The sequence below is a fragment of the Pseudonocardia sp. CA-107938 genome, from assembly GCF_050936315.1.
In the GTDB taxonomy this organism is placed as follows: Bacteria; Actinomycetota; Actinomycetes; order Mycobacteriales; family Pseudonocardiaceae; genus Pseudonocardia.
Genome location: NZ_JBNJNA010000001.1, coordinates 2,414,165 through 2,437,428, shown reverse-complemented (window position 1 = coordinate 2,437,428; position 23,264 = coordinate 2,414,165). Strand labels below are relative to the sequence as shown.

At 72.9% G+C, this 23,264-nt stretch carries 24 protein-coding genes; 5 read left to right on the top strand and 19 right to left on the bottom strand.

The window, feature by feature from the left end; all coding sequences use genetic code 11:
• Positions 1–24 precede the first annotated feature (24 nt).
• On the bottom strand, positions 25–1,083 hold the full coding sequence (dapE, locus tag ACQEVB_RS12335) for a succinyl-diaminopimelate desuccinylase (RefSeq protein ID WP_432969225.1): 1,059 nt from the start codon (positions 1,081–1,083) through the stop codon (positions 25–27).
• Positions 1,084–1,127: 44 nt separating this feature from the next.
• On the opposite strand from dapE, the gene dapD reads away from it, so the two are divergent.
• Positions 1,128–2,057: a 2,3,4,5-tetrahydropyridine-2,6-dicarboxylate N-succinyltransferase gene (gene dapD / locus ACQEVB_RS12330; RefSeq protein WP_432969222.1), complete on the top strand. Its 930-nt coding sequence runs from the start codon at positions 1,128–1,130 to the stop codon at positions 2,055–2,057.
• Positions 2,058–2,225: 168 nt separating this feature from the next.
• Here the strand turns inward: dapD and ACQEVB_RS12325 are convergent, their stop codons facing one another.
• Positions 2,226–2,411, bottom strand: coding sequence for a hypothetical protein (locus ACQEVB_RS12325; protein WP_432969219.1), 186 nt, complete (start codon positions 2,409–2,411; stop codon positions 2,226–2,228).
• A 184-nt stretch (positions 2,412–2,595) separates the two neighbouring features.
• Here ACQEVB_RS12325 and ACQEVB_RS12320 point away from each other — a divergent pair, with 184 nt between their 5' ends.
• The 3 genes from ACQEVB_RS12320 to ACQEVB_RS12310 all read left to right on the top strand — a co-directional run bounded on the left by ACQEVB_RS12320 (position 2,596) and on the right by ACQEVB_RS12310 (position 4,698).
• Positions 2,596–3,435 (top strand): helix-turn-helix domain-containing protein, encoded by an 840-nt coding sequence (locus ACQEVB_RS12320; RefSeq protein ID WP_432969216.1) that lies wholly within the window; start codon positions 2,596–2,598, stop codon positions 3,433–3,435.
• Positions 3,436–3,450: 15 nt separating this feature from the next.
• Positions 3,451–3,660 (top strand): DUF397 domain-containing protein, encoded by a 210-nt coding sequence (locus ACQEVB_RS12315; RefSeq protein WP_432969213.1) that lies wholly within the window; start codon positions 3,451–3,453, stop codon positions 3,658–3,660.
• 126 nt (positions 3,661–3,786) lie between these two features.
• A complete protein-coding gene (locus tag ACQEVB_RS12310; RefSeq protein WP_432969210.1) occupies positions 3,787–4,698 on the top strand; it encodes a CHAD domain-containing protein in 912 nt (303 codons plus the stop codon).
• 3 nt (positions 4,699–4,701) lie between these two features.
• On the opposite strand, the gene ACQEVB_RS12305 is transcribed toward ACQEVB_RS12310, so the two are convergent.
• Genes ACQEVB_RS12305 through fdxA form a run of 3 tightly spaced genes read right to left on the bottom strand, consistent with a single transcriptional unit; the run spans position 4,702 to position 6,734 of the window.
• Positions 4,702–5,265, bottom strand: a complete 564-nt coding sequence (locus ACQEVB_RS12305) for a hypothetical protein (RefSeq protein WP_432969207.1) — start codon at positions 5,263–5,265, stop codon at positions 4,702–4,704.
• A gap of 51 nt (positions 5,266–5,316) precedes the next feature.
• Positions 5,317–6,411, bottom strand: coding sequence for a succinyldiaminopimelate transaminase (dapC, locus tag ACQEVB_RS12300; RefSeq protein ID WP_432969204.1), 1,095 nt, complete (start codon positions 6,409–6,411; stop codon positions 5,317–5,319).
• Complete coding sequence (fdxA, locus tag ACQEVB_RS12295; protein WP_432969201.1) at positions 6,408–6,734, bottom strand: ferredoxin; 327 nt, start codon at positions 6,732–6,734, stop codon at positions 6,408–6,410. The genes dapC and fdxA overlap by 4 nt, the downstream gene beginning before the upstream one ends.
• Positions 6,735–6,824: 90 nt before the next feature.
• Between fdxA and ACQEVB_RS12290 the strand changes: the two genes are divergently transcribed.
• Positions 6,825–7,787 (top strand): GNAT family N-acetyltransferase, encoded by a 963-nt coding sequence (locus tag ACQEVB_RS12290; RefSeq protein WP_432969198.1) that lies wholly within the window; start codon positions 6,825–6,827, stop codon positions 7,785–7,787.
• On the opposite strand, the gene ACQEVB_RS12285 is transcribed toward ACQEVB_RS12290, so the two are convergent.
• From ACQEVB_RS12285 to ACQEVB_RS12220, 14 genes are all read right to left on the bottom strand, one after another.
• The gene (locus tag ACQEVB_RS12285) at positions 7,766–8,551 is read right to left on the bottom strand and encodes a hypothetical protein (protein WP_432969195.1); all 786 of its coding nucleotides are present in this window, start codon (positions 8,549–8,551) and stop codon (positions 7,766–7,768) included. The genes ACQEVB_RS12290 and ACQEVB_RS12285 overlap by 22 nt on opposite strands.
• Entirely contained in the window at positions 8,544–8,921 is a 378-nt protein-coding gene (locus ACQEVB_RS12280; protein ID WP_432969192.1) for a hypothetical protein, read from the bottom strand. The genes ACQEVB_RS12285 and ACQEVB_RS12280 overlap by 8 nt, the downstream gene beginning before the upstream one ends.
• Positions 8,922–8,924: 3 nt before the next feature.
• Positions 8,925–9,785, bottom strand: a complete 861-nt coding sequence (mshB, locus tag ACQEVB_RS12275; protein WP_432969189.1) for an N-acetyl-1-D-myo-inositol-2-amino-2-deoxy-alpha-D-glucopyranoside deacetylase — start codon at positions 9,783–9,785, stop codon at positions 8,925–8,927.
• A 76-nt stretch (positions 9,786–9,861) separates the two neighbouring features.
• Positions 9,862–10,272, bottom strand: a complete 411-nt coding sequence (locus ACQEVB_RS12270; RefSeq protein WP_432969186.1) for a VOC family protein — start codon at positions 10,270–10,272, stop codon at positions 9,862–9,864.
• On the bottom strand, positions 10,269–12,377 hold the full coding sequence (locus ACQEVB_RS12265) for an ABC transporter ATP-binding protein (RefSeq protein ID WP_432969183.1): 2,109 nt from the start codon (positions 12,375–12,377) through the stop codon (positions 10,269–10,271). The genes ACQEVB_RS12270 and ACQEVB_RS12265 overlap by 4 nt, the downstream gene beginning before the upstream one ends.
• Position 12,378: 1 nt before the next feature.
• Positions 12,379–13,332 (bottom strand): ABC transporter permease, encoded by a 954-nt coding sequence (locus ACQEVB_RS12260; RefSeq protein ID WP_432969180.1) that lies wholly within the window; start codon positions 13,330–13,332, stop codon positions 12,379–12,381.
• Positions 13,333–13,369: 37 nt separating this feature from the next.
• A complete protein-coding gene (locus ACQEVB_RS12255) occupies positions 13,370–14,302 on the bottom strand; it encodes an ABC transporter permease (RefSeq protein ID WP_432969177.1) in 933 nt (310 codons plus the stop codon).
• A 66-nt stretch (positions 14,303–14,368) separates the two neighbouring features.
• Positions 14,369–16,072: a peptide ABC transporter substrate-binding protein gene (locus ACQEVB_RS12250; protein WP_432969174.1), complete on the bottom strand. Its 1,704-nt coding sequence runs from the start codon at positions 16,070–16,072 to the stop codon at positions 14,369–14,371.
• Positions 16,073–16,269: 197 nt separating this feature from the next.
• Positions 16,270–18,036: an ABC transporter substrate-binding protein gene (locus ACQEVB_RS12245; protein WP_432969170.1), complete on the bottom strand. Its 1,767-nt coding sequence runs from the start codon at positions 18,034–18,036 to the stop codon at positions 16,270–16,272.
• Positions 18,037–18,208: 172 nt separating this feature from the next.
• Positions 18,209–20,125 carry a translational GTPase TypA gene (gene typA / locus ACQEVB_RS12240; RefSeq protein WP_432980313.1) on the bottom strand — a complete coding sequence of 639 codons (1,917 nt, stop codon included), beginning with the start codon at positions 20,123–20,125 and terminating at the stop codon, positions 18,209–18,211.
• Positions 20,126–20,183: 58 nt separating this feature from the next.
• Positions 20,184–20,729 carry a hypothetical protein gene (locus ACQEVB_RS12235; RefSeq protein ID WP_432969167.1) on the bottom strand — a complete coding sequence of 182 codons (546 nt, stop codon included), beginning with the start codon at positions 20,727–20,729 and terminating at the stop codon, positions 20,184–20,186.
• Between the two features lie 103 nt (positions 20,730–20,832).
• The gene (locus tag ACQEVB_RS12230) at positions 20,833–21,225 is read right to left on the bottom strand and encodes a (deoxy)nucleoside triphosphate pyrophosphohydrolase (RefSeq protein ID WP_432969164.1); all 393 of its coding nucleotides are present in this window, start codon (positions 21,223–21,225) and stop codon (positions 20,833–20,835) included.
• The gene (locus ACQEVB_RS12225; protein ID WP_432969161.1) at positions 21,210–22,544 is read right to left on the bottom strand and encodes a sensor histidine kinase; all 1,335 of its coding nucleotides are present in this window, start codon (positions 22,542–22,544) and stop codon (positions 21,210–21,212) included. Before ACQEVB_RS12225 ends, ACQEVB_RS12230 begins: the two co-directional genes overlap by 16 nt.
• Positions 22,541–23,224, bottom strand: a complete 684-nt coding sequence (locus tag ACQEVB_RS12220; RefSeq protein WP_432969158.1) for a response regulator transcription factor — start codon at positions 23,222–23,224, stop codon at positions 22,541–22,543. The genes ACQEVB_RS12225 and ACQEVB_RS12220 overlap by 4 nt, the downstream gene beginning before the upstream one ends.
• Positions 23,225–23,264: the final 40 nt, after the last annotated feature.

Genomic DNA, 23,264 nt, shown 5'->3' with positions numbered 1-23,264 from the left:
ACACGCCCGTAACGAGGTGACCGGTCAGGTGAGGTACGCGCGGAGGGCCGCCGCGGCGCTCGTGATCAGCCGGGTGTCCACGTGCTCGTCGCGGGTGTGGGCGAGGTCGGGGTCGCCGGGACCGTAGTTCAACGCCGGGATGCCGAGCGCGGCGAAGCGGGAGACGTCGGTCCAGCCGTACTTGGCCGACGCGGTCGTGCCGGTGGCGGCGAGGAACTCCTGGGCGGCGGGCTGGGCCAGTCCGGGGAGCGCGCCGGGCGAGGAGTCGGTCAGCCGCAGGTCGTACCCGTCGAGCACTTCGCGGACGTGCGCCTCCGCCGCGTCGACGGAGCGATCGGGCGCGAACCGGAAGTTCACCAGCACCACGCACTCGTCCGGCACGACGTTGCCGGCCACGCCGCCGCGGATGCCGACGGCCTGCAGCCCCTCGCGGTACACGCAGCCGTCGATGTCGACGTCACGGGCGCGGTAGTCCGAAAGGCGGCGCAGCACCTCACCCGCCGCGTGGACGGCGTTCTCGCCCAGCCACGAGCGGGCCGAGTGCGCACGCCGCCCGCGCAGGGTGACCTCCACCCGCAGGGTGCCCTGACACCCGGCCTCGACGGCGCCGTTGGTGGGCTCGCCGAGCAGGGCGAGGTCCGCGTCGAGCCAGTCGCGGTGCTCGCGCTCGACGCGGCCGAGCCCGTTGTGCACGGCCTCGATCTCCTCGCAGTCGTAGAACACGAGGGTGAGATCGTGCCGGGGCTCGGTGATCGTGGCGGCGAGGTGCGCGAACACGGCGTCGCCGGCCTTCATGTCCGAGGTGCCGCACCCGTAGAGCAGGTCGCCGTCGCGGCGGCTGGGGACGTTGTCGGCGATCGGCACGGTGTCGATGTGCCCGGCCAGGAGGACCCGCCGCTCCCGGCCCAGGTCGGTGCGGGCGAGCACCGCCTGGCCGGACCGCAGCACCTCAAGGTGCGGGGCCTGCGCCCGCAGCGCCGCCTCCAGCTCGTCGGCGAGGAGCGCCTCGTCGCGGGACACGCTGGGCACGTCGACGAGGGCAGCGCACAGGTCGACCGGGTCGGCGGTGAGGTCCAGAGCCACGGGCCCAGTCAACCAGCGCGGCTCCTGCTGTATACCGTCGGTCCGTGAGCTTCCGCACCGACGGTGCCTCGGGCACCGGACTGGCCACCGTGACCGCCGACGGCACCGTCCTCGACGTCTGGTTCCCCGCGCCCGCGCTCGGCGCGGAGGCCGCCGACGTCGCCGCCGATCTGGAGCCGCTCGCCGGCAGCGACGACGCCCGCGGCGTGACGACGCGGGTGGTGCGCACCGCGATCGCGTCGCTGGCCGATCCGCCGGCCGACACCGCCGACGTCTGGCTGCGGCTGCACCTGCTCTCGCACCGGCTGATCCGCCCGCACGAGGCCGACCTGACGGGCATCTTCGGGCTGCTCACCAACGTGGTGTGGACCAGCGAAGGCCCGTGCGCCGTGGACGGGTTCGAGCTGGTCAGGGCACGGCTGAAGGCGCGCGGACCGGTCGCGGTGTACGGCGTGGACAAGTTCCCGCGCATGGTCGACTACGTGGTGCCGGCCGGCGTGCGGATCGCCGACGCCGACCGCGTGCGGCTGGGCGCGCACCTGGCCGCCGGCACGACCGTGATGCACGAGGGCTTCGTCAACTACAACGCCGGCACCCTGGGCAACGCCATGGTCGAGGGCCGGATCTCCGCGGGCGTGGTGGTCGGCGACGGCTCCGACGTGGGCGGCGGCGCGTCGATCATGGGCACCCTGTCGGGCGGCGGCAAGGAGATCATCAGCATCGGCCGCGGCTGCCTGCTCGGCGCCAACGCCGGCATCGGCATCTCCCTCGGCGACGACTGCGTCGTCGAGGCCGGGCTGTACGTCACGGCCGGCACCCGCGTGACCCTGCCGGACGGCACGGTGACGAAGGCGTTGGAACTGTCCGGCCAGTCCAACCTGCTGTTCCGGCGCAACTCGGTCAGCGGCGCGGTGGAGGTGCTCCCCCGCGCGGGCGGCACTGTGGAGCTGAACACGGCTCTGCACGCCAACTGAGCTGGTCGTCCAGCGGAAGGTCTCCGGACACGGCTCGCTCAGCTGCCGGTGCTCGGACGCCGAGCACGATCCCGTCTATGCCGGTACAGGGGGTCGGGAGCACATGGCGGTAGTCCCTGCTGGTCACCGAGAACTCGACCGGCTGCCAGCAGGCGTCACAGACCCAGTTCACAGGGACTCCTGCTTCGCTGCGTTCGCGAACCAGTACAGCGAGCATGGCCACTTCTTCTCGGGCAGACCGGTACCGGCTTTGGTGCACCCTCGGCAGCGGCCGCGGTCGTCCGGGACGTGCTTGGCGAGAAGCGTCTCGACCACGTTGGGCAACCCGGCCATCAGCCGTGACAGCTCGTTCATCCGACTCGCCACCAGCTCCCAGCCGGCTTCGAGTCTCTTCCTGCATCCGGGCATGACATGGGCGCGCTGGGGCACACGGGTACTCCATGGGAGAGTGGCTGATCACTGTCATGCGGCCGCGAGCGCGATGCGACCGTAGCATACGACGTCGTATACGCATAGCGATGCGAGAGAGGTTGGGCGCGTGGCTACGACGCCGCCTATCCGGTGGTTGATCGGTACGGAACTGGCTCGGTACCGCACCGAGGCCAAGCTGTCGCTGAACGAGGCGGCCGAAAGGGCCGGCGTCACCCGGCACAAGGTGAACAACCTCGAAGCGGGTCGACAGATCCAAGATCCCGACGACATCGCGGTCCTGCTGACGGCCTACGGGGTGCCTGCCCGCGACATTGACCGGCTGACAACGCTCACGGGTCGCGCCGACGAAGCGATGTGGTGGGCGCCCTGGGCACAGGTGGTCCCCGACTGGCTGAAGACCTACGTGGGGTTGGAAGCTCTAGCGGAACGGATGTTCGTCTTCGAGGCCATGGTCATCCACGGCCTGCTTCAGACGCCGGACTACGCGGCGGCCGTCACCGCCAGCGCCAAGTCGATCAGACCCGACCATGGCGATCGGTTCGTGAGCTTCCGCATGGCGAGGGCGCGCCGGCTGACCGATCCTGACAACCCGCTGGAACTGCACTCGGTCATCCCCCAGTGGGCGCTGGATCTCGCGGTCGGAACCCCCGAGGTCCGGCGAGCGCAGCTCGAACACCTTCTCGAGATGTCCGATCTCCCGAACGTCACGATCCAGGTGCTCCGCCCGGAGGACGGCCCCCACCAAGCCCTCGGCGGTGGCTTCGCCCACCTCGATTTCGGGGAAGCCGTTCGCCCCGTGGTGTATATCGAGCTGAAGGACGGGGCCGTCTATCTCCAGGAAGAACTCCAGGTCGGCGCGTATAGGATGGTGTTCACCGACCTCCAGCAGGTCGCACTGGGCCCAGAGCAGTCACGCGAGGTCATCGCATCGATGCTCAAGCAGTAGCCAGGAGGCGTACCCGTGACAGAGACGACAACGACCCTCCAGTGGCGCAAGAGCAAGGTCAGCCAGAGCAACGGCTCGTGCGTCGAACTTGCGGCCCTGCCGTCCGGCATGATCGCGGTGCGTGACTCGAAGGACCCGGCCGGCGCCACCTTGATCTTCACTCGCGCTGAGATGCGCGCTTGGGTGGAAGGCGCCCGGGCGGGCGAGTTCGACGACCTGACGTAAGGCTGCTGCGTCACTCCAGCCCCCGGTCTTCTCAGAGATCGGGGGCTTCGTGTTGTCCGATCAGACCGGCCGCCTCCAGACACTCGGCGGTCACTAATCTTGTCCGTTGTGCCCGATGCCACGCCCGTGACGCTCCCCGAACCCGTTCTGGCCGGCCCGGCCGACGCGCCCGTGCACCACGTGCGCGCCGCGCTGGACCTGCGGCTGCGTGCCCTGCTCGCGCACGAGGCGGGCACGCGCAGCGGCGCCGACATCGAGGACCTGCACCAGATGCGGGTCGCGGTGCGGCGCATGCGGGCCGGGTTGAAGGCGGCCCGGCCGCTGCTCGACGCCTCGTGGGCCGACGGTCTGCGGGCCGAGCTGGGCTGGCTCGGCGGGGCACTGGGCCCGGTCCGGGACCTGGACGTGATGCTGCTGCGGCTGCGCGGCGAGATCGACGCGCTGCCCGAGGCCGAGCAGCCGGCCGGGCACAGACTCGTCGCCGCGCTGGGTGACGAGCACGCCGTCGCCCGCGCCACGATGCTCGCCGCTCTGGACTCGCCGCGCTACGGCGCGCTCGTCGAGCGCCTCGCCGACGCGGTGCGGCTGCCGCTGCCCACCCCGTCGGCCACGCAGGCCCAGCCCGAGCTGGCCGACCTCGTCCGCGACGAGGCGCGCCGCCTGCGCAAGGCCGTGCTGAAGGCCGGGCCCGATCCCGAGGACGCCGTGCTGCACGAGCTGCGCATCCGCGGCAAGCGGGTGCGCTACACCGGCGAGCTGGTGGCGCCGGGCCTGCGCGGCACCGACACCGGCCGGGTCGTCAAGAAGCTGCTCACCGCCACCGCCGAGCTGCAGGAGGTGCTGGGCGACCACCAGGACGCGTGCGTCGCCGAGCAGCGCATCCGGCAGCTCCTGGACGGGCTCGGCGAGCTGCCCCCGGCCGAGGTGGTGTTCGTCGGCGGGCGGCTGGTCGAACGGGAACGGGCCCGGGCCGAGCTGCAGCGCAGCCTGTGGTGGTCGGCGTGGGAGCGCGTCGACGTCCACATCGCCGTGCTCTGACGATCAGCGCAGCCCGGCCGGCGGCGGCCCCGGCGGCATCGGTGGTCCACCGTACGGCGGACGGGGCGGCCAGGGCGGGGCAGAAGCCCGGCGGCGTTGCGAGCGCCGCACCAGCCACACCACCAGCAGCACGATGCCGATCGTCCCCACGACGAACACGACCAGCACGACGATGCCGACGGTGACGAACCCGCCGCCGATCTCCTGGCCGATGCTCCGCTGGTCCAGTGCCGGGTTCCGCGACCCGAAGGCGTCCTCGAGATCCTGTCGCGCCGCCCTGGCCGTCTCCCCCGCGATGGTGACCTGGAGCTCGTCGAACCGCAGCGGCAGCTCCTGCCAGACGATGCGGGCCGCGCGGTCGAACGCGTCGTCTCCTCGCAGCGTGTCGTGCCCTTCGGCGCGGACGGTCACGACGTCGTGCCCGTTCTTGCTGTTCAGCAGGACCGACGCCGACCGGAACCCGTCCTTCTGGAGGCGGCCCGACATGTCGAGCGTCGTCTGCAGCGCGCCGCAGCCTGCGAGGAGGACCGCGAGCAGCGCGATCCCGAGAAGGCGTGCTCTCCGCACACCCCGAACATGCGACATCCCCCAGCCCCCCGGTCGTTGCCGGGCAGGAGCCTATCCGGCGAGGCGTTCGGCTGCCGCCGAGATCCGTTCGTCGGTCGCGGTGAGGCCGATCCGGACGTGCCGCGCCCCGGCCGGGCCGTAGAACTCGCCGGGAGCGACGAGGATGCCCAGCTCGGCGAGCCGGTCGACGGTGCGCCGGCCGGGCTCGTCGGCGGTGGCCCACAGGTAGAGGCCGGCCGTGGAGTGCTCGACCCGCAGCCCGGCCTTCTCGACGGCGGCACGCAGCACTTCGCGGCGGCGCGCGTAGACCGCGACCTGCGCGGTGACGTGCGCGTCGTCGTCCGCGGCGGCGGCCATGGCGGCCTGCACGGGCCGCGGCACGATCATGCCGGCGTGCTTGCGCACCTCCAGCAGCCCGGCGACCAGCGCCGGGTCACCGGTGACGAACCCGGCGCGGTACCCGGCCAGGTTCGACGTCTTCGACATCGAGTGGACGGCCAGCAGGCCGTCGAACGAACCGCCGCACACCTCGGGCGACAGGATCGACGGCGCCCCGTCCGACAACGACAGGTAGCACTCGTCGGAGGCGACGATCGCCCCTCGCTCACGCGCGAACTCGACCACCTTCGCCAGGTGCTCGGCCGGCAGCACCCGACCCGTCGGGTTGGACGGCGAGTTGACCCAGATCAGCGACACCCGCCCGGGACCGACGGCCGTGGTCGCGTCCGCGCGGACCGCCGTCGCGCCGGCCAGCCGCACCCCCACCTCGTACGTGGGGTACGCCAGCTCGGGGATCAGGACCGTGTGGCCGGGGCCGGCGCCCAGCAGGGTCGGCAGCCAGGCGACGAGCTCCTTGGAGCCGATCGTCGGCAGCACCGCCTGCGGGTCGACGGTGACGCCGAAGCGCCGGCGCAGGCTGCCCGCGATCGCGATGCGCAGCGCGAGCGGCCCGTGCGTCGTCGGGTACCCCGGGTCGTCGGCGGCCGGGCCGGTCAACGCCGCCCGCACGACGTCCGGCACGGGATCGACCGGCGTGCCGACGGAGAGGTCGACGATGCCATCGGGGTGCGCGTGCGCGCGTTCGGTGGCGCCGGCCAGCGAATCCCAGGGGAAGTCGGGCAGGTCGAACGAGGGCTGCAGATTCACTCGTCGTGCGACTGCGGCGGCAGCGACAGCGCCGGCTCGACGTCGCGGTCGATCTTGCCGACCTTGGACGCGCCGCCCGGCGAGCCCAGGTCGTCGAAGAAGTCGACGTTGGCCTTCGTGTAGGCCGCCCACTGCTCGGGCACGTCGTCCTCGTAGTAGATGGCCTCGACGGGGCACACCGGCTCGCAGGCTCCGCAGTCGACGCACTCGTCGGGGTGGATGTAGAGCATCCGGGCGCCCTCGTAGATGCAGTCCACCGGACATTCCTCGATGCACGCCTTGTCGAGCAGGTCGACGCAGGGCTCGGCGATCACGTACGTCACGGGGGTCCTCCACTAGACCTTCGGGGGCTACCCCACAGTATGTCCGGACAACCCGGGACACGAGAGGCGGGGCCCGCTGTGAGGAACGACATGGAGCGGCTGGTGGGGAGCCGGGTGTCGGTGCGGCAGCGGGTCGGCGAGCGCGACGGGCGCCCGCTCTACAGCGACGCGGTGGGTGATCTGGTCGAAGATCGCTCCGGACTGGTCGTCAACACCCGTCGCGGGCCCGTCCGGATCGATCCCGACGCGGTGGTCGCCGCGCGGGCCGTGCCGCCCGCTGCGCCGCGCCGGGCCGGGCTCGCCGCGATCGTCGCGCTGGAGTCGCTGTGCGCCGACGCCTGGCCGGCCGCGGTCGACGAGCCGTTGGGTGCGTGGCGGCTGCGGGCCGCCGGCGGATTCACCGGCCGCGCGAACTCGGCGCTCGCCATCGGCGACCCGGGCCTGCCGATCCCCGACGCGCTGGCCGCCGTGGTCGCGTTCGCGCAGCGGACGGGTACCCGGCCGCGCGTCCAGGTGCCGGTCGGTTCGCCGTGGGACCAGGCGGTGGAGCGGGCCGGGTGGGTGCTCGACGTCGGGCACGCCGCAGGCGCCGAGGTGGCGGTGCTGGTGGGCGATCTCGCGACGATCGCCGGCGCGCCCGTCCCGGTGCCGGTCGAGCTGCCGGAGCGGCCGGACCCGGAGTGGTTCCGCGAGGAGTACGCCCCCGCCGCGCGCGCCGTCCTGGACCCGGGCGGTGCCCCGCCCGTCGGGTTCGGCATCGCGCGCGCCGGCACCCACGACGGCACCCACGACGGCACGGCCGTGCTCGGCCGGGTCCGCGCCTGCCTGGTGGCCGACCACGTCCACGTCGCGATGCTGCACACCGCCGAGGCCGCCCGCGGCAGGGGCATCGCCACCGGCATGCTCGCCGCCGCAGCGGCCTGGGGCCGCGAGCGCGGTGCCCGCTGGATGGTGCTGCAGGTGGCGCTGCACAACGCCGGCGCCCGGTCGCTGTACGGGCGGGTGGGCATGGTCGAGCACCACCGCTACCGCTACCTGGTGCCGCCGGGGTAGTCGCGCGGAACGCCCCGGGGCCGGCGCAGCCACTCCTCGGCCTCCTGCGCCGCCTCCTGGATCCCCGACCACTCGCCGAGGAACTTCCCCACCGCGCCGATCACCGGCAGCATGCCGAGGCCCTCGGTCAGCAGGTTGCCGTGGGGGCGCTTGTCCAGCTCGCCCTCCAGGGCGAACAGGGCGCGGCCGAGCCGCCACATGGCGCCGGCGACCTTCCTGACCGACGGCCCGGAGTCGTCGGTGAGGTCCCCGGTGATCTCGTCCGCCTGCTCGGCCGCCTGCGCGTCGGCCTCGGCGTCGGGCGGCGGCACCGCCAGGTCCCGCCGGAACAGGACCGTGCCGAGCAGCTCGACGAGGGTCTGCTCGTCGTGCACGCCGTACTCGCCGGCGATCGCGACGAGCACCAGGCCCTGCCCGGCCGCCCCGATCGCCTTCGACACGGGCAGCCGGTTGGCCAGCGCGCCGCCGATGCCCGGCACCGCCGCGACGAGCGTCGTGAACCGGCCGACCCGGCGCACCCACCAGCGCGAACGGGCGGCGGTGTCCATGTCCGCCCACGCCTTCGTGCCCGGCACCTCGACGGACGCCAGCGCGTCGAGCACGGTCTCGGCGAGGCCGCGCTCGGCGTCGTCGGGCGCGCGGACACGCTCGCGCAGCCCGAACGGGTCGGACTCGCGCAGCCCGTCGAGCACCGGCCGGGTGGCGCGCACGAACGGGCGCAGGACCGCGACGATCGCGCGGTCCGGGATGGCGGGCTCAGCCACCGTCGGACGGGGTGTACGGCGGGCCGTTCTCCTCCAGCAGCACCGAGCGCAGGGCCCACAGCCCGGAGCCCAAACCGACGCAGAGGAACAGCAGGGACTGCCAGGTCAGCGGCAGCATCACGTCGCCGCCGGGGCCGAACAGGGTCAACCCGAGCACCGCGACCACCCAGCCGATCAGCGGGACGGCGGCCGGCAGGGGCCGCGGGTCCAGCTCGCCGGACGCGCGGACCAGCCACGGCAGCGACAGCAGCGTCACCACGATGCCGAGCGGGACCGGGATCGCGCCGGCGTACTGCGGGGTGAACAGCAGCCCGAACGCGCCCAGCACGGCGCCGGCGAGGCCGAGGAGCGCGGACAGCGCCACGTACACGGGTCAGGCACCTTCCGCCAGTAGGTCGTGGGGCGCCGTGACCGTACCCGAGGCGGCGACGAAGCTCTCCACCTCGGTGAACGGCTGCGCCACCAGGTTCGACACCGAGTACACGACGGGCCCGTCCGTGCCGTCGGACTGGACGAGGACCTGCGTCGCGTGCGCCCGCATCGCGGCCACGCGAGCGGCGCGGTGCGCCGAGACGTCGACGCGGGTGGTGACCAGCTCGTCGGGCACGCTGGGCAGCTCGTCGGGCTCCGGCAGGCGCAGCGGCGGGACGACGTGGCCGGCCAGCTCCGCGATCCCCTTCTCCAGGTCGCCGCGCGGGGTGACGACGTGGAACAGCCGGGACGGCACCCGCCCCACCGCGGCGACGGTGATGTCGTGCGCGCGCACGTGGTCGGGGTGGCCGTAGCCGCCGTCCGCCGCGTAGGTGACGACGGCGGCGGGCCGCAGCTCCTCCAGGATCTCCACCAGCGCGTCCACCTCGTCGGCGAACGCGTCGGGGTGGGCGAACGCGCGCGGGTGCAGCACCTCGGGGAGCGCCGCCCGGGTGCCGTGACCGGCCAGCGCCATGCCGGTGTCGCGCCAGCGTCCGGCGCCACCGAGGAAGCGGTGGTCGGTGACGCCCAGCGCCGCGCAGGCCAGCGCGAGCTCACCGATGCGGTAGCCGCCGAGCTGGTCGGCCTGGCCGGCCTCCAGCTGCGCCAGCTCGGGCGGGATGACCTCGCCCTGCTCGCCGAGCGTGCACGTCACCAGCGTCACCTCGACGTCGGGACGGGCGGCGTAGTGGGCCATCGTGCCGCCGGTGGCGAGGGTCTCGTCGTCGGGGTGGGCGTGCACGAACAGCAGCCGGGAGGTCACGGCTCCACCCTAGGCCGCAGCGCACCCAGGCCCGGCGAACGCGTCGAGAACGACGTTGTGGTGAAAATGAATCGATTCAATCAACCGCAACGTCGTTCTCGACGAGTCCCTGGGCGACGACCTCGACCTCGAAGCCGTCCGCGTTCTCCAGGTAAGCCGCGTAGTGGTCCGGCCCGCCGGCCCACGGGTAGCGGTCGGCGAACAGCGGTGTCCAGCCGTGCTCCGGCGCGGCCGCGGCCAGCGCGTCCACGGCTGCCCGGTCGCCGCCGTGGAACGCGAGGTGGTTGAGCCCGGCCCGCATCCGGTCGTGCGGGCCCGTCACCGCGGACGAGGCCTCGACGACGACGTAGACGTCGCCGCTGCACCAGCTGCGCCCCGCCGGCCAGTCCTGGAACGGCGTCCAGCCGAGCTCACCGAGGAGCCAGCCCCACTCCGCCACCGCCCGCTCCAGGTCCGGGACCCACAGCTCGACGTGGTGCAGGCTCACGCGTGCAGTACCTCCCGCACTCCCGCGAAGTGGCACGCGACGTCGTGTCGCTCGGCGCCCGTGCTGCGCAGCGGGGGCGGCTCGGTGATGCACCGCTGCTTGTCCGACTCCGACAGCTCGAGGTGCTTCCAGCAGCGGGTGCGGAAGCGGCAGCCGCTCGGCGGGTTCGCCGGGCTCGGCACGTCGCCCGTCAGCACGATGCGTTCCCTGACCCGCTCCACCTCCGGGTCCGGGATCGGCACGGCCGAGATCAGCGCCTGCGTGTACGGGTGCTGCGGGTGCTCGAAGAGGTCGTCGCGGTCGGCGATCTCGACGATCTGCCCGAGGTACATCACTGCGACCCGGTCGGAGATGTGCCGCACCACCGACAGGTCGTGCGCGATGAACAGGTAGGTGAGCCCGAACTCGTCCTGCAGGTTCTCCAGCAGGTTGAGGATCTGCGCCTGGATCGACACGTCCAGGGCCGACACCGGCTCGTCGAGCACCACGAACTTCGGGTTGAGCGCGATCGCGCGGGCGATGCCGACGCGCTGGCGCTGCCCGCCGGAGAACTCGTGCGGGTAGCGGTCGGCGTACTCCGCCGAGAGCCCGACGGTGTCGAGCAGGTCCGGGATGGTGTCCTTGGTGAGCTCCCCGCCGAGCAGGCGGTACTTCTCGGTGAGGATCTGGCGGATCGTCAGCCGCGGGTTCAGCGACGCGTACGGGTCCTGGAAGACGATCTGCATGTCCTCCCGGGCCTTGCGCAGCTCGCGCCCGCCGAGCGCGGTGACGTCCAGCCCACCGATCTGCACCCTGCCCGACGTGGGCTCGTGCAGGCGCAGGATCGCGCGGGCGGCCGTCGACTTGCCGCAGCCGGACTCGCCGACGAGCGACAGCGTCGTACCGGGCTCGATCCCTAACGACAACCCGTTGACGGCCTGCACCGCCCCCACCGTCCGGGAGACGAGCAGCCCGGCGCGGATGGGGAAGTGCTTGACCAGGTCGGTCACCTCGACGACGGGCGCCTTGCCCGTGGTCGCCGAGCGCTCGGCCGACGGCGCGACCTCCTTGGGCGCCGCCAGCGCCGCGGCGACGGCGTCGGGGTGGACGCAGGCGTGCCGGTGGTCGGATCCCGGCGCCATGGGCAGCAGCTCGGGCACGTCGTCGCGGCACGCGTCGGTGGCGAACGCGCAGCGCGGGTGGAACGCGCACCCCCGCGGCACCCGCGACAGGCTCGGCGGCTGGCCCGGGATCGGCTCCAGCTTGGCCGGCCGGGCGTGGTCCATGCGGGCGAGGCTGGACAGCAGGCCGTAGGTGTAGGCGTGCCGCGGCGCAGCGAAGATCTCGTCGGTCCGGCCGGTCTCCACGATCCGGCCCGCGTACATGACGGCGATGCGGTCGGCGTGGCTCGCCACGAGCCCGAGGTCGTGCGTGATCAGCACGATCGCGGTGTTGCGGCGCTCCTGCAGCTCCACGAGCAGCTGCATGATCTGCGCCTGCACGGTGACGTCGAGCGCGGTCGTCGGCTCGTCGGCGAGCAGCACCGTCGGGTCGTTGGCGAGCGCCATCGCGATCATCGCGCGCTGCCGCATGCCGCCGGAGAACTCGTGCGGGTACTGCCGGGCGCGGGTGTTCGGGTTCGGGATGCCGACCTCGGCGAGCAGGTCGACGGCCTTCTTGTTCGCCGCCGCCTTGCTCACCTTCTGGTGCACGCGCACCATCTCGGCGATCTGGTCACCCACCCGGAACACCGGGTTCAGGGCCGTCAGCGGGTCCTGGAAGATCATCGCGATGTCGTTGCCGCGCAGCTTGCGCTGCTGCGCCTCCGGCAGGTCCAGCAGCGAGCGGCCGCGCAGCAGCACCTCCCCGCTGGGGAACGTGGCGGGCGGGCTCGGCACCAGGCCGAGGATCGTCATCGCCGAGACGGACTTGCCCGATCCCGACTCGCCCACGATCGCGAGCGTCTCGCCGGCGTCGACGTGCCAGCTGACGCCGTCGACGGCCTTGACGGTGCCGGCGGGCGTGTCGAAGTGCACGCGCAGGTCGCGCACCTCGAGCACCCGCTCAGCCGAGGCGGCGCCGGTGTCGGCGAGGACGTCCTCGTGGGGTTGCACCAGCTCAGGCATCTCAGTGCCCCCCGCGCAGCTTGGGGTCGAGCGCGTCGCGGAGACCGTCGGCGACGAACGCGAACGCGAGCGTCGTGAACACGATGGCCAGCGCGGGGAAGATCCACAGGTGCTGCTTGTCCGGCACCCGGATGAACGAGTACGCCTGCGAGATCATGCGGCCCCACTCGGGCACGTCGGCCGGCACCCCGACACCGAGGAACGACAGCGACGCCATCGCGACGATGACGACGCCCACGCTGGTGAACGCGTACACGACGACGGGCGCGATGGCGTTGGGCAGGATGTGCCGGGTCACGATGCGCGCGTTGGAGGCGCCGATCGAGCGCGCCGCCTCCACGTACTCGCTCTCGCGCAGCGCGAGCGTCTGGCCGCGCATCAGCCGCGCGGACGTGGGCCAGCTGAAGATCACGAGCGCGATCACCACGGGCAGCACCCCGGAGCCGAACGCGCGCACCACCACGATGGCGCCCACGAGCAGCGGGAACGCGAGGAAGATGTCGGTGAAGCGCATGATGACCGAGTCGGTCAGGCCGCGCGAGAAGCCGGCCAGCGCCCCGAGCGCCACCCCGACGATCAGCGACATCAGCATCGTGCCGAGCCCGACGATCACGGCGAGCCGGGTGCCGTAGATGAGCGCGGAGAACATGTCGCGGCCCAGCACGTCGGTGCCGAACAGGTGGTCGGCGCTCGGTGGCGCCGTGGTGTTGAGCAGGTTCTGCTCGAACGGGTCGTAGGGGGTGATGAACGGCTCGAAGATGGCCAGCAGCACCAGCAGGATCACTCCGACCAGCCCGATCAGGGCGAGCCTGTTGCGCTTGTAGCGGGTCCAGATGTCGCGGAACTGCCCCTGCGCCCTGGTCGGCTCCTGCTCCTGGGTGGGGTCGGCCGGCGCGACGACGAGCGCCGTCATCTGGTCGCCGGATCCGCCGGTCGGCGGAGGAAGGCTCGTCATGAGGGATCGCCTCGAGGTGGTGGTGGTGGGCGGGACGTCAGTTCAGCCGGATCCGCGGATCCAGGTAGGCGTACAGGATGTCGACGATCAGCGACAGCACGACGAAGGCCAGCACGCTGAAGATCACGACCGCCGCGATGACCGGCACGTTGTTGCCCGCGATGGACCGGAAGAGGAGGTACCCGACACCGTTGTACTGGAAGATCGTCTCCGTGATCAGCGCCCCGCCCATGAGCACGCCGAGCGAGACCCCGAGGTAGGTGACGACCGGGATGATCGAGTTGCGCAGCGCGTGCTTGCCGATCACGGTGCGCTCCGCGAGGCCCTTCGCGCGGGCCGTGCGGATGTAGTCGGCGCGCAGCACCTCCAGCATCGAGCCGCGCATCAGGCGGGCGACGAACGCCGCGTCGACGATGGCGAGGGTGAACGCCGGCAGCAGCACCTCCTGGTACCAGGGCACCTCGGTGGCGAAGCTGCGCGGCACCACCGGGAACGGCCCGACCCCCGCGAGGTAGGCCAGCAGCACGATGCCGATCACGAACGTCGGCAACCCGATGGCGACCGTGGAGACCACCGTGACGAGCACGTCGGCGAACGAGTACCGCTTGACCGCGGCGATGATGCCGACGGTCACGCCGATGATGATGTCGATGACGATCGCGACCAGCGCGAGCCGCACGGTGGCGGGCAGGGCAGCGCCGATCATCTCCGCGACCGGGCGCTTCTGGTCGTAGTCGATCCCCAGGTCACCGGTGACGATGTGGCCGAGGTAGGTGAGGTACTGCTGCCACAGCGGCTTGTCGAGGCCGAACAGCGCGCGGTTGGCGGCGGCGACCTCCGGCGGCACCTGCCGGTCGCCGGTGGAGGCGAACGGATCACCGAGGGCGAACGTGGCGATGTAGACCAGCAGCGTCGTGGCCAGCACGACCAGGATCGCCTGGCCGACGCGGCGGACGATGAACTTTCCCATGGTGTTCCTCCCCACGACGAAGGCCGGCGGCTCCGGGATCGCCGGAGCCGCCGGCCCGCGCCATGACTACTTCTGGAAGATCGACTCGAAGGTCGGGTTCTCCTGGAAGTCCATGTTGACGTTGCCCCACTTGCTGTTGTCGACCAGGCGGAACTGCTGGCGCGCGAACAGCGGCATCGTCGCGAGGTCACGCCCGATGGCGATCTGCTCGGCCTGCTTCCACAGGTTGTTGCGCTCGGCCTTGTCCTTCGTCGCGGCCGCCTTGGCGACCAGCGCGTCGAACTCCGGGTTGCTGTAGCGGCCGTAGTTGTTGCCGGTGACCTTGCCCTCGGCGTCGGGCTTGATCGAGGACGTGGCCAGCAGCGGGATCAGGTAGTTGCCCGGGGTCGGGTAGTCGGCACCCCACGCGTAGCGGAAGAGCCCCGACGCGCCCTTGGCCTCCTGGTTGTTGAGGTGGTCGGTGAACGGCGCACCCTTGTAGTTGATCTTCAGACCGAGGTTGGTCTCCAGCTGCTGGCGCACCGCGGCGGTCCACTCCTCGTGACCGGCGCCGGTGTTGAACGACAGGTTGAGCTCCTTGCCCGGGGTCAGCCCCGCCTTGGCGGCGAGCTCCTTCGCCTTGGCCGGGTCGTACTTGCACGCGTCACACACGCCGGGCTGGTAGGCGTCGGGGAAGACCGCCGGGACGAGCGAGTCGGCGGGCGCCTGGGCGCCCTTGAACACGCCCTGGGCGATCGCGGCGCGGTCGATGGCCATCGAGACCGCCTTACGGGCGTCGACCGAGTTCAACGGCGCGGTCTCGTTCATGACCATGAACATGTTCATGCCGTTGGTCTTCTTCGACAGCCACTTGCCCTGCGGCTCGAAGTCGGCGCGGTTCTGCTGGATGAGCGGAACCGGCATGCGGGCCCAGTCGAACGTGCCGTTGTGGAACCCGTCGCTCTCCAGCTGGACGCCGTTCGTCGGGTTCAGGATCGTGAACTCGATGGCGTCGAGGTACGGCTTCTGACCGGCGTCGTAGGCGTCGTTGCGGACCAGGCGGATGCCGCGGTCGTGGTTCCACTTGCCGTCGATCTTGAACGGCCCGTTGCCGATCGGGGCGTCGGTGTAGTTGGAGTCCGTGGTGGCGCCGACCTTGCTGGGCACCGGGCTCGACACGACGTGCGCCGTGCGCAGGTTGAACTCGCAGTCCGGCTTCGTCAGCGTGACGACCAGCTGGTTCGGGTTGGTGGCGTTCACACCGGTCAGGTCGGTCGCGGTGCCGGCCTGGAACTCGTTGTAGCCCTGGATCTCGTCGAGGTGGTAGTTGACCTCGGACCCGGAGTTCGGGGCGATGGCGCGCATCCAGCCGCGCTTGAACGCGGCGGCGTCGACGACCTCCCCGTTGGAGAAGTGCGTGTTGGGCTTGAGGTTGAACGTCCACACGCTGCAGTCGGCGTTCTGCGACCAGTCCGTGGCCACCCCGGGCTTGACGTCCCCGTTCGGCTCCAGCGTGACGAGCGGGGTGTAGATCGCACCCGCGACCGCCTGCCCCTCCGACTCCTGCACGTTGAAGCTGTCGATCGCCGTCGGCTCGGTGATCCCGAGGCGGAACACGCCGCCGGGCTTGCCCGGCACCACCGGGATGGGCGCCGTCTCCGGCAGACCCACCGCAGGCGCGGTGTTCTGGGGGCCGCCTCCCTGGTTGCTCCGCTGGGCACAGCCCGAGAGCACCATCGCTGCCGCGGCGCCCAGGGCGACCACGGCAAAGCCCGTGCGCGATCTCCTCATGTGTTTCCTCTGAACTCTCTTCGTCGTCGGCGTCCAGGTCGGACCGCCGCTCCCACCCCGCTGCGCACCGGCTCATGTGATCGATCGGTGCGCGGACAACCAGGGGACGGTAGAAACGACTTGCTACTGCGTGGTAGCCGGTAATTGTGATCGTGACCAAAGGGTGATCTGGCGGCTGCGCCGAACGGGCCAGCCGATCACGACGGGAGGGCGCGCCAGCGTTGCGCCCCCGTCAGCGGTCCCGTCAGCAGCGGACCGGGCCCGATCGCGGTGGCCGCGTCGGCCGCCGGAGTGCTCACGACGAGCCCCACCGGCTGGAACAACGGCAGCTCGGCCGCCTGCGCCCACAGCTCCTTTTCCACCACCGCCGCCGTGCTCGGCCGGGGATCGGCGGACATCAGCTCGTCCAGGAGCGGGTCGAGCAGCGGCTGGCAGAACCCGGTCGGACCGGGCGCCTCCTCGGCACCGGTCGGATCACCGGTGACGCAGCCGAACTCCGACGCGATGGCCGTCGCGGGGTCGGCGCCCGCCGGCCGGGGCAGCACCATCAGGTCCACGGCGACGCCGGCGGCGGGCGCTGCTGCAGTGGTGGTGGGCGAGCTGGTCGGGGTCGACGCCGGGGTGGCGGTCGGGGCGGCCGTCGGGGACGGGGACGGCGGGGTCGCGGGGACCGTCGCGGCGCCGAACAGGTCGACGGCGGGCGGGGCCACGACCGTCGTCGAGATCCCGGCGGCCGTCAGCTGCTGGGCGACGACGGCGGCCACGCGCTGGTCCAGCGGGCGCTCGGCGCCCGCGCCGATCGTGAGCCGCACGGGCACGCCGTTCACCGTCCAGGGGGCGGAGGGGCCCGCCCGCGTCCAGCCGGCCTGCTGCAGCAGCGCGGTGACGGCGGCGCCATCCGGCCGCGGCGGGGCGGACGGGCTGTACCCGGGCTGGGACGGCGCGCGGCCGAACGCGTCGGCGGCCAGCGCCTCGGGTGCGACGGCTGCCCGCACCGCCTCCCGGTCGACGAGGCCGGCGACGGCCTGCCGGGCCGCCCGGGCGCGCAGCGGGCCGTTGTCCGTGCGCAGGCCGAGCGTGACGACCTCGGCGCGCGGCACGGGCTGGGTGTGCGGGGCGGGCTGCAGGTCCACCAGCGCGGTGCGCAGGGCTGGCTCGGCGGCCGCCACCGCGAGGTCGATGTCGCCCGACCCGATGCCGGTGGCGATGCCCTCCGGGTCGAGGCGGCGCAGCACCAGCTGGTCGACGCCCGTCGGGGTGTCCCAGTAGACGTCGTTGCGCACGAGCACGACCTCGCCGCGGCCGCGGTCGACCGTGTTGACCTTGAACGGGCCGCCGGATGCCGGCAGGCCGTTGCGCAGGGCGCCGACCCACGAGCCGGGGGCGTCCTTCAGCAGGTGCGCCGGCAGCAGCCCGGAGAACAGGTGCTGCCACGCCGGGTAGGGCTTGGCGAACTCGACGTCGACGGCCTTGCCGCCGGCCCGCGACCGGACCGCGGTGATGAGCCGGTAGCCCGCGGCGTCGGCGACGCCCGGGTCGGCCCGCATCCGCTCCCACAGGTAGACGAAGTCCTCGGCCGCGATCGGCGCGTTCGTCGACCACGACGCCTCGAGGTTCAGCTCGTAGCTGACCGTGAACGGGGCGGTCGACGTGACCGTCGCGCTGGTGGCGACGGTGCGGTCCAGCTGCGGGGTTCCGGCGCTGTCGACCCGGAAGACCGAGGGCAGCACGAGTGTCGACAGCGCCTGGGTGATCGGCGAGACGTCCGCGAGGAGGTGCGGGTTGAACCCGCCCGGCAGGTCCCCCACGCCGACGACCAGCTCCGACGGTTTCCCGGGCGGCGGCGTCGGCGTCACTGTCGGGGTCGGGGTGGTCGGCGCCGGCCGCGGGACGGGCTCGTTGGTGCACCCCGCCGCCAGCAGCGCGACGAGTGCGAGCAGGACGATCCACGTCCGGCGGCCCACGATCACCTCCCGAGGACGCGGTCCGGCCCGGACCGACCCGCGGACCGTCCATCCTTCACCAGGCGCCCCGGCACAGGTTTCCGGGGTTCACCGCAAACGACGTCACACACCGCTGGGCCCGTTCACACACGTTCGAACGTGTGTGAACGGGCCCGCAGGTGTGTGACGTCGCTCAGCCGGCCGAGCGGGCGCGGGCGCGGGCCCGGGCGCGCAGGTGCGAGTCGAGCTCCACCTTGCGGATGCGCACCGACTCCGGGGTGACCTCGACGCACTCGTCGTTGGCGCAGAACTCCAGCGACTGCTCCAGGCTGAGCAGCGTGGGCGGGGTCAGCTTGACGAAGTTGTCGGCGTTCGACGACCGGATGTTCGTGAGCTTCTTCTCGCGCACGATGTTGACCTCGAGGTCCTCCGCGCGCGTGTACTCGCCCACGACCATGCCGGCGTAGACCATCGTGCCGGGGCCGACGAACATCGTGCCGCGGTCCGAGAGCTGGTCGATGGCGTACGCCGTGGTGGGGCCGGTGCGGTCGGCGATCAGCGAGCCGCGCAGGCGCGCCCGGATCTCGCCCACCCACGGGCCGTACCCGTCGAAGACGTGGCTGGCGATGCCGGCACCCCGGGTGATCGTGAGGAACTCGGTGCGGAAGCCGATCAGGCCGCGCGAGGGCACCCGGTAGTCCAGCCGGACGCGGGTGTCGCCGTGCACCATCTGCACGAGCTCGCCCTTGCGACCGGCCAGCAGCTGGGTGACGGCGCCCAGGTTGTCGACGGGCACGTCTGCCGAGAGCTGCTCGAACGGCTCGTGCACCTTGCCGTCGATGACCTTGGTGACGACCTCGGGCTTGCCGACGGTCATCTCGAAGCCCTCGCGGCGCATCGTCTCGACGAGCACGGCCAGCGCCAGCTCGCCGCGGCCCTGCACCTCCCACGCGTCCGGACGCTCGGTGGGCAGCACCCGGATGCTGACGTTGCCGACGAGCTCGGTGTCGAGCCGGCCCTTCACCTGGCGGGCGGTGAGCTTGGTGCCCGGGTGCGGGTCGCGGCCGACGAGCGGCGAGGTGTTGATGCCGATGGTGACCGAGATGGCCGGCTCATCGACGTGGATGCGCGGCAGCGGCACCGGGTTCTCCGGGTCGGCCAGCGTGTCGCCGATCATGACCTCGGGGATGCCGGCGACCGCGACCAGGTCGCCCGCGCGGGCCTCCTCGGCCGGCACCCGCTCCAGGCCCTCGGTGCGCAGCAGCTCGGTGATCTTGACGCGGGTGGTGCCGCCGTCGGCGGTGCACCACGCGACCTGCTGGCCCCGGCGCAGCACGCCGGCGCGCACGCGGCAGAGCGCGATGCGGCCGAGGAACGTGCTGGCGTCGAGGTTCGTGACGTGGGCCTGCAGCGGCGCGTCGGGGTCGTCGGCGGGCGGCGGGACCGCCTCGGCGATCACGTCGAACAGCGCCTCCAGGCCGGCGTCGCCGGGCATGTCGCCGTCGGCGGGCCGCAGCCGCGACGCGCGCCCGGCGCGCCCGGACGCGTAGACGACCGGCAGGTCCAGCAGCTGGGCCGTGGTGTCCTCGTCGAGACCGAGCTCGTCGGCCAGCTCCAGCAGCAGCTCGAGGCTCTCGTCGACGACCTCGGCGATGCGCGCGTCCGGCCGGTCGGTCTTGTTCACGACCAGCACGACGGGCAGGCCGGCGGCCAGCGTCTTGCGCAGCACGAAGCGGGTCTGCGGCAGCGGGCCCTCGCTCGCGTCGACCAGCAGCACGACGCCGTCGACCATGGAGAGGCCGCGCTCGACCTCGCCACCGAAGTCGGCGTGGCCCGGCGTGTCGACGACGTTGAGCGTCATCCCCTGCCAGCGCACGGCCGTGTGCTTGGCGAGGATGGTGATGCCCTTCTCGCGCTCGAGGTCGCCGGAGTCCATGACCCGGTCGACGGCAGGCCCGCGGGTGGCGATGGCGCCCGACTCGCGCAGCATGGCGTCGACGAGGGTGGTCTTGCCGTGGTCGACGTGCGCGACGATGGCGACGTTGCGGAGGCCGGCACCCGCCTCGCGGTCGCCGCGAGTCCGTTCCGCGGTGTCCGCGATGGTGGAAATGCTCACGACACACGGTAGCCCGGGCACGTCGAGCAGCACCGCGGAGGTGAGCAGCGGCTCATCCGGGCCGCACGCCGACGGAGCGGGCCACAACGCGGTGGTCAGCGATTCTTGCACCATACGGAGAGTTGCGCCCGACTTCCTTGTGTCGAAGATCACGGAGCAGCGCGACCCCTGCGGCGCCCAGCTCGAGGGCCGCATCGACGAGCGTGTCGAGCGGCGCGGTCACCCGGACCTCGCGCACCTCGACCACCCAGACCGGCCGGGCGACGTCCGCGACGACCTCCGCGCGGCGCAGCGCCCGCGCCCTGTGCGGCGTCACGACCCGCACCTGGGTGGGCGGCGTCGACACGAGCCCCAGCCACCAGGCAGCCGCCAACCCGGCCAGCGCGGCATCGGCGCCGGCCCACAGCACGGCCGCCCGCACGCGCAGCTCGTCATCGGGCAGGCCCGGGTGGACGAGGTAGGTGCGGGGCAGCACCGGGGTCCACACGCGGGCGCGAACGCGCCCGTCGATGTGGGAGGCCGGCACGCCGGCGGCGAGCAGCTGGGCGCGGGTGAGCAGGCCGCGTTGGCGGGCGAGCAGCTCGTCGAGGTTCGTCATGCCGGGTTGGACGGACGTGGGGCCGGATCGGCTCCCGCGAGTTGGCGTTGATCATGGGCAAAACGTTGCTGGTCGATCTTGTTCGACGACGTTTTGCCCATGATCAACGCAACAGCGGCCGCAGATCCGGGACCAGGGCGCGGTCCACCGCCACCCAGTCCAGCGCGTCCAGCTCGGCCGGGCCGATCCAGCGCAGGGCCGCGTGCTCCAGCGCCTTCGGCTCCGGACTGCCCACCACCAGCTCGGCGGCGTGCACGCGCAGCACCCCGGTCGGGAGCGGGAGGTCCGGGCCCAGCCTGCCCGTCACCCGGACCTCGGCGCCGAGCTCCTCGCGGCACTCCCGCACCACGGCCGCGGCCTCCGACTCCCCCGCCTCCACCCGGCCGCCGGGCAGCTCCCACAGCCCGGCCAGCTCGGGCGGGCGGGTCCGCTGGGCGACGAGCAGCCGCCCGTCCCGCACGAGCGCAGTGCCGACGACGATCACGGGGACGGCCACCGCACCTCGAAGCGCGCGCCCCCCGAGCCCGCTTCCCCTGCCGAGACCGTCCCACCGCGGCCGTGCACCAGCGCCGCGACGAGCGCGAGGCCGAGCCCCGCGCCGCCGCCGGCCTCCGGGTTGAGCCGGACGAAGCGGTCGAAGACGCGGCGGCGGTCGGCGGGGGCGATGCCCTTCCCGTCGTCCTCGACGACGAGGCGCACCCACCGCCCCGCCGGCAGCACCCCGACCCGGACGACGGTGGCAGCGTGCCGCGACGCGTTGCCGATCAGGTTGTCCAGCACCAGCGCGACCTCGGACGCGGTGGCGGCCACGACGGCCGGGGTCGGCGCGGCCAGCGTCAGCGCGGGCGCGTCCTCGGCGGCGGAGGAGCTTGCGCGGTCGATGGCGGAACGCGCGGCCGCCACCAGGTCGACGGGCTGCGCGGGCGGCCGCTGCCCCGAGTCGGCCCGCGTGAGCGCGAGGAGGGCGGAGAGCAGGCTGGACAGCCGCGCGGCCTCGTCGGCGATGGACTGCAGCGTCTCGCCGGTGAGCGCCGGGTCGGGGTGGGCCACCGCGACCTCGGCCTGCGCTCGGATCGCCGCGACCGGCGACCGCAGCTCGTGCGCCGCGTCGCCGGTGAACCGTTCGAGCCGGGCGGCGGCGTCGTCGCGGCGGGCCAGCAGCAGGTTGATCTCCTCGGCGAGCGCGCGCAGCTCGTCGTCCGCCGGCGGGACGGGCAGCCGCGCACCCGGCGGCAGGCCGGCCGCGGCCGCGCGCAGGCGGTCGACTGGTCGCAGCGCGGCCCGCGTCGCCGACCACGCCGCCAACGCCACCACGCACGCGGCGAGCAGCGCACCGACGAGGAACCAGCCGGCCGCGTTCGCCAATATCGTCGACGAGCCGACGAGATCGGCCGTCGCGACCACGATCCGCACCACGCCGTCCGGCCCGACCGTGGACCGGCCCAGCCAGCGCCGCAGATCGGTGGCATCGCCGGTGGACAGCGCCTCGCCGCCCGCGATCCGGCGCACCTGCGCGTCCGACAGCGGCAGCGCAGCACCGCCGTCGACCGGCCGGCCCGCGACGTCGACCACGCGGACACCGGCGATCCGCACCTCAGCCGGGTCGACGCCGGCGCGCACCGACTCGGCGACCGACTCCGCCTTCGCCTCCAGCTCCACGTCCGCCGCGCTGACCACCGTGGTGACCAGCAGGCTCCCGCCCAGCCGCGACAGCGCGGTCAGCGCCACCAGCGCCACGATCCCCACCACCAGCGTGATGCGGGTGCGCAACGACCGGTGCGCCCACCAGTCGGTGAGGGCGCCGAACCTGCTCATGGGGTGCCGACGAGGTACCCGTACCCGCGCACGGTCTTGAGGACGTGCCCGGCACCGACGGCGTCGAGCTTGCGCCGGACGTAGCCGACGTACACCTCGACGACGTTGCGGCTGGCGGCCTGCTCGTCGCCCCACACCATGCGCAGGAGGTCGTCCTTGGCGACGGCGGTGTCGGGTCGGCTGGCCAGGGTGTGCAGCAGCGCGAACTCGCGCGGCGACAGCTCGATCGTCTCGCCCTCCCAGCTCACCGAGCGGGAGACGGGATCGACGACGAGCGGCCCGAGCCGCACCCGCTGCCCGCTGCGGCCCATCGCCGCGTCGCGCCGGCGCAGGATCGCCTTCAGCTGCGCGACCAGCACGACGAACGCGAACGGCTTGACGAGGTACCCGTCGGCGCCGAGGTCGAGACCGTCGGCCTGGTCGAACTCGCCGTCCTTCGCCGACACCAGCAGCACCGGGGTGTCGACGCCGGCCGCCCGCATCCCTTCCAGCACCCGGTAGCCGGACAGGCCGGGAAGGATGATGTCGAGCACGATCGCGTCGAAACCGCCGGTCAGGGCCGCGTCGAGGGCAGCACGGCCGTCGCCGAGGGCGACCACCTCCATGCCCTCGGCAGTCAGCCCGCGGGCGACCGCCGTGCGGATCCCGGGCTCGTCGTCGACCACCAGTACGCGTGCCATGACGGGATGGGACGCTACCGGCACCCGGAACCGCGCACCT

Bases quoted from the DNA above. Each gene is read 5' to 3' on its own strand.
- ACQEVB_RS12325 (WP_432969219.1), bottom strand. From the start codon at position 2,411: ATGAACGAGCTGTCACGGCTGATGGCCGGGTTGCCCAACGTGGTCGAG.
- ACQEVB_RS12290 (WP_432969198.1), top strand. From the start codon at position 6,825: ATGGAGCGGCTGGTGGGGAGCCGGGTGTCGGTGCGGCAGCGGGTCGGC.
- ACQEVB_RS12265 (WP_432969183.1), bottom strand. From the start codon at position 12,377: ATGCCTGAGCTGGTGCAACCCCACGAGGACGTCCTCGCCGACACCGGC.
- ACQEVB_RS12260 (WP_432969180.1), bottom strand. From the start codon at position 13,332: ATGACGAGCCTTCCTCCGCCGACCGGCGGATCCGGCGACCAGATGACG.
- ACQEVB_RS12255 (WP_432969177.1), bottom strand. From the start codon at position 14,302: ATGGGAAAGTTCATCGTCCGCCGCGTCGGCCAGGCGATCCTGGTCGTG.
- ACQEVB_RS12250 (WP_432969174.1), bottom strand. From the start codon at position 16,072: ATGAGGAGATCGCGCACGGGCTTTGCCGTGGTCGCCCTGGGCGCCGCG.
- ACQEVB_RS12235 (WP_432969167.1), bottom strand. From the start codon at position 20,729: ATGACGAACCTCGACGAGCTGCTCGCCCGCCAACGCGGCCTGCTCACC.
- ACQEVB_RS12225 (WP_432969161.1), bottom strand. From the start codon at position 22,544: ATGAGCAGGTTCGGCGCCCTCACCGACTGGTGGGCGCACCGGTCGTTG.
- ACQEVB_RS12220 (WP_432969158.1), bottom strand. From the start codon at position 23,224: ATGGCACGCGTACTGGTGGTCGACGACGAGCCCGGGATCCGCACGGCG.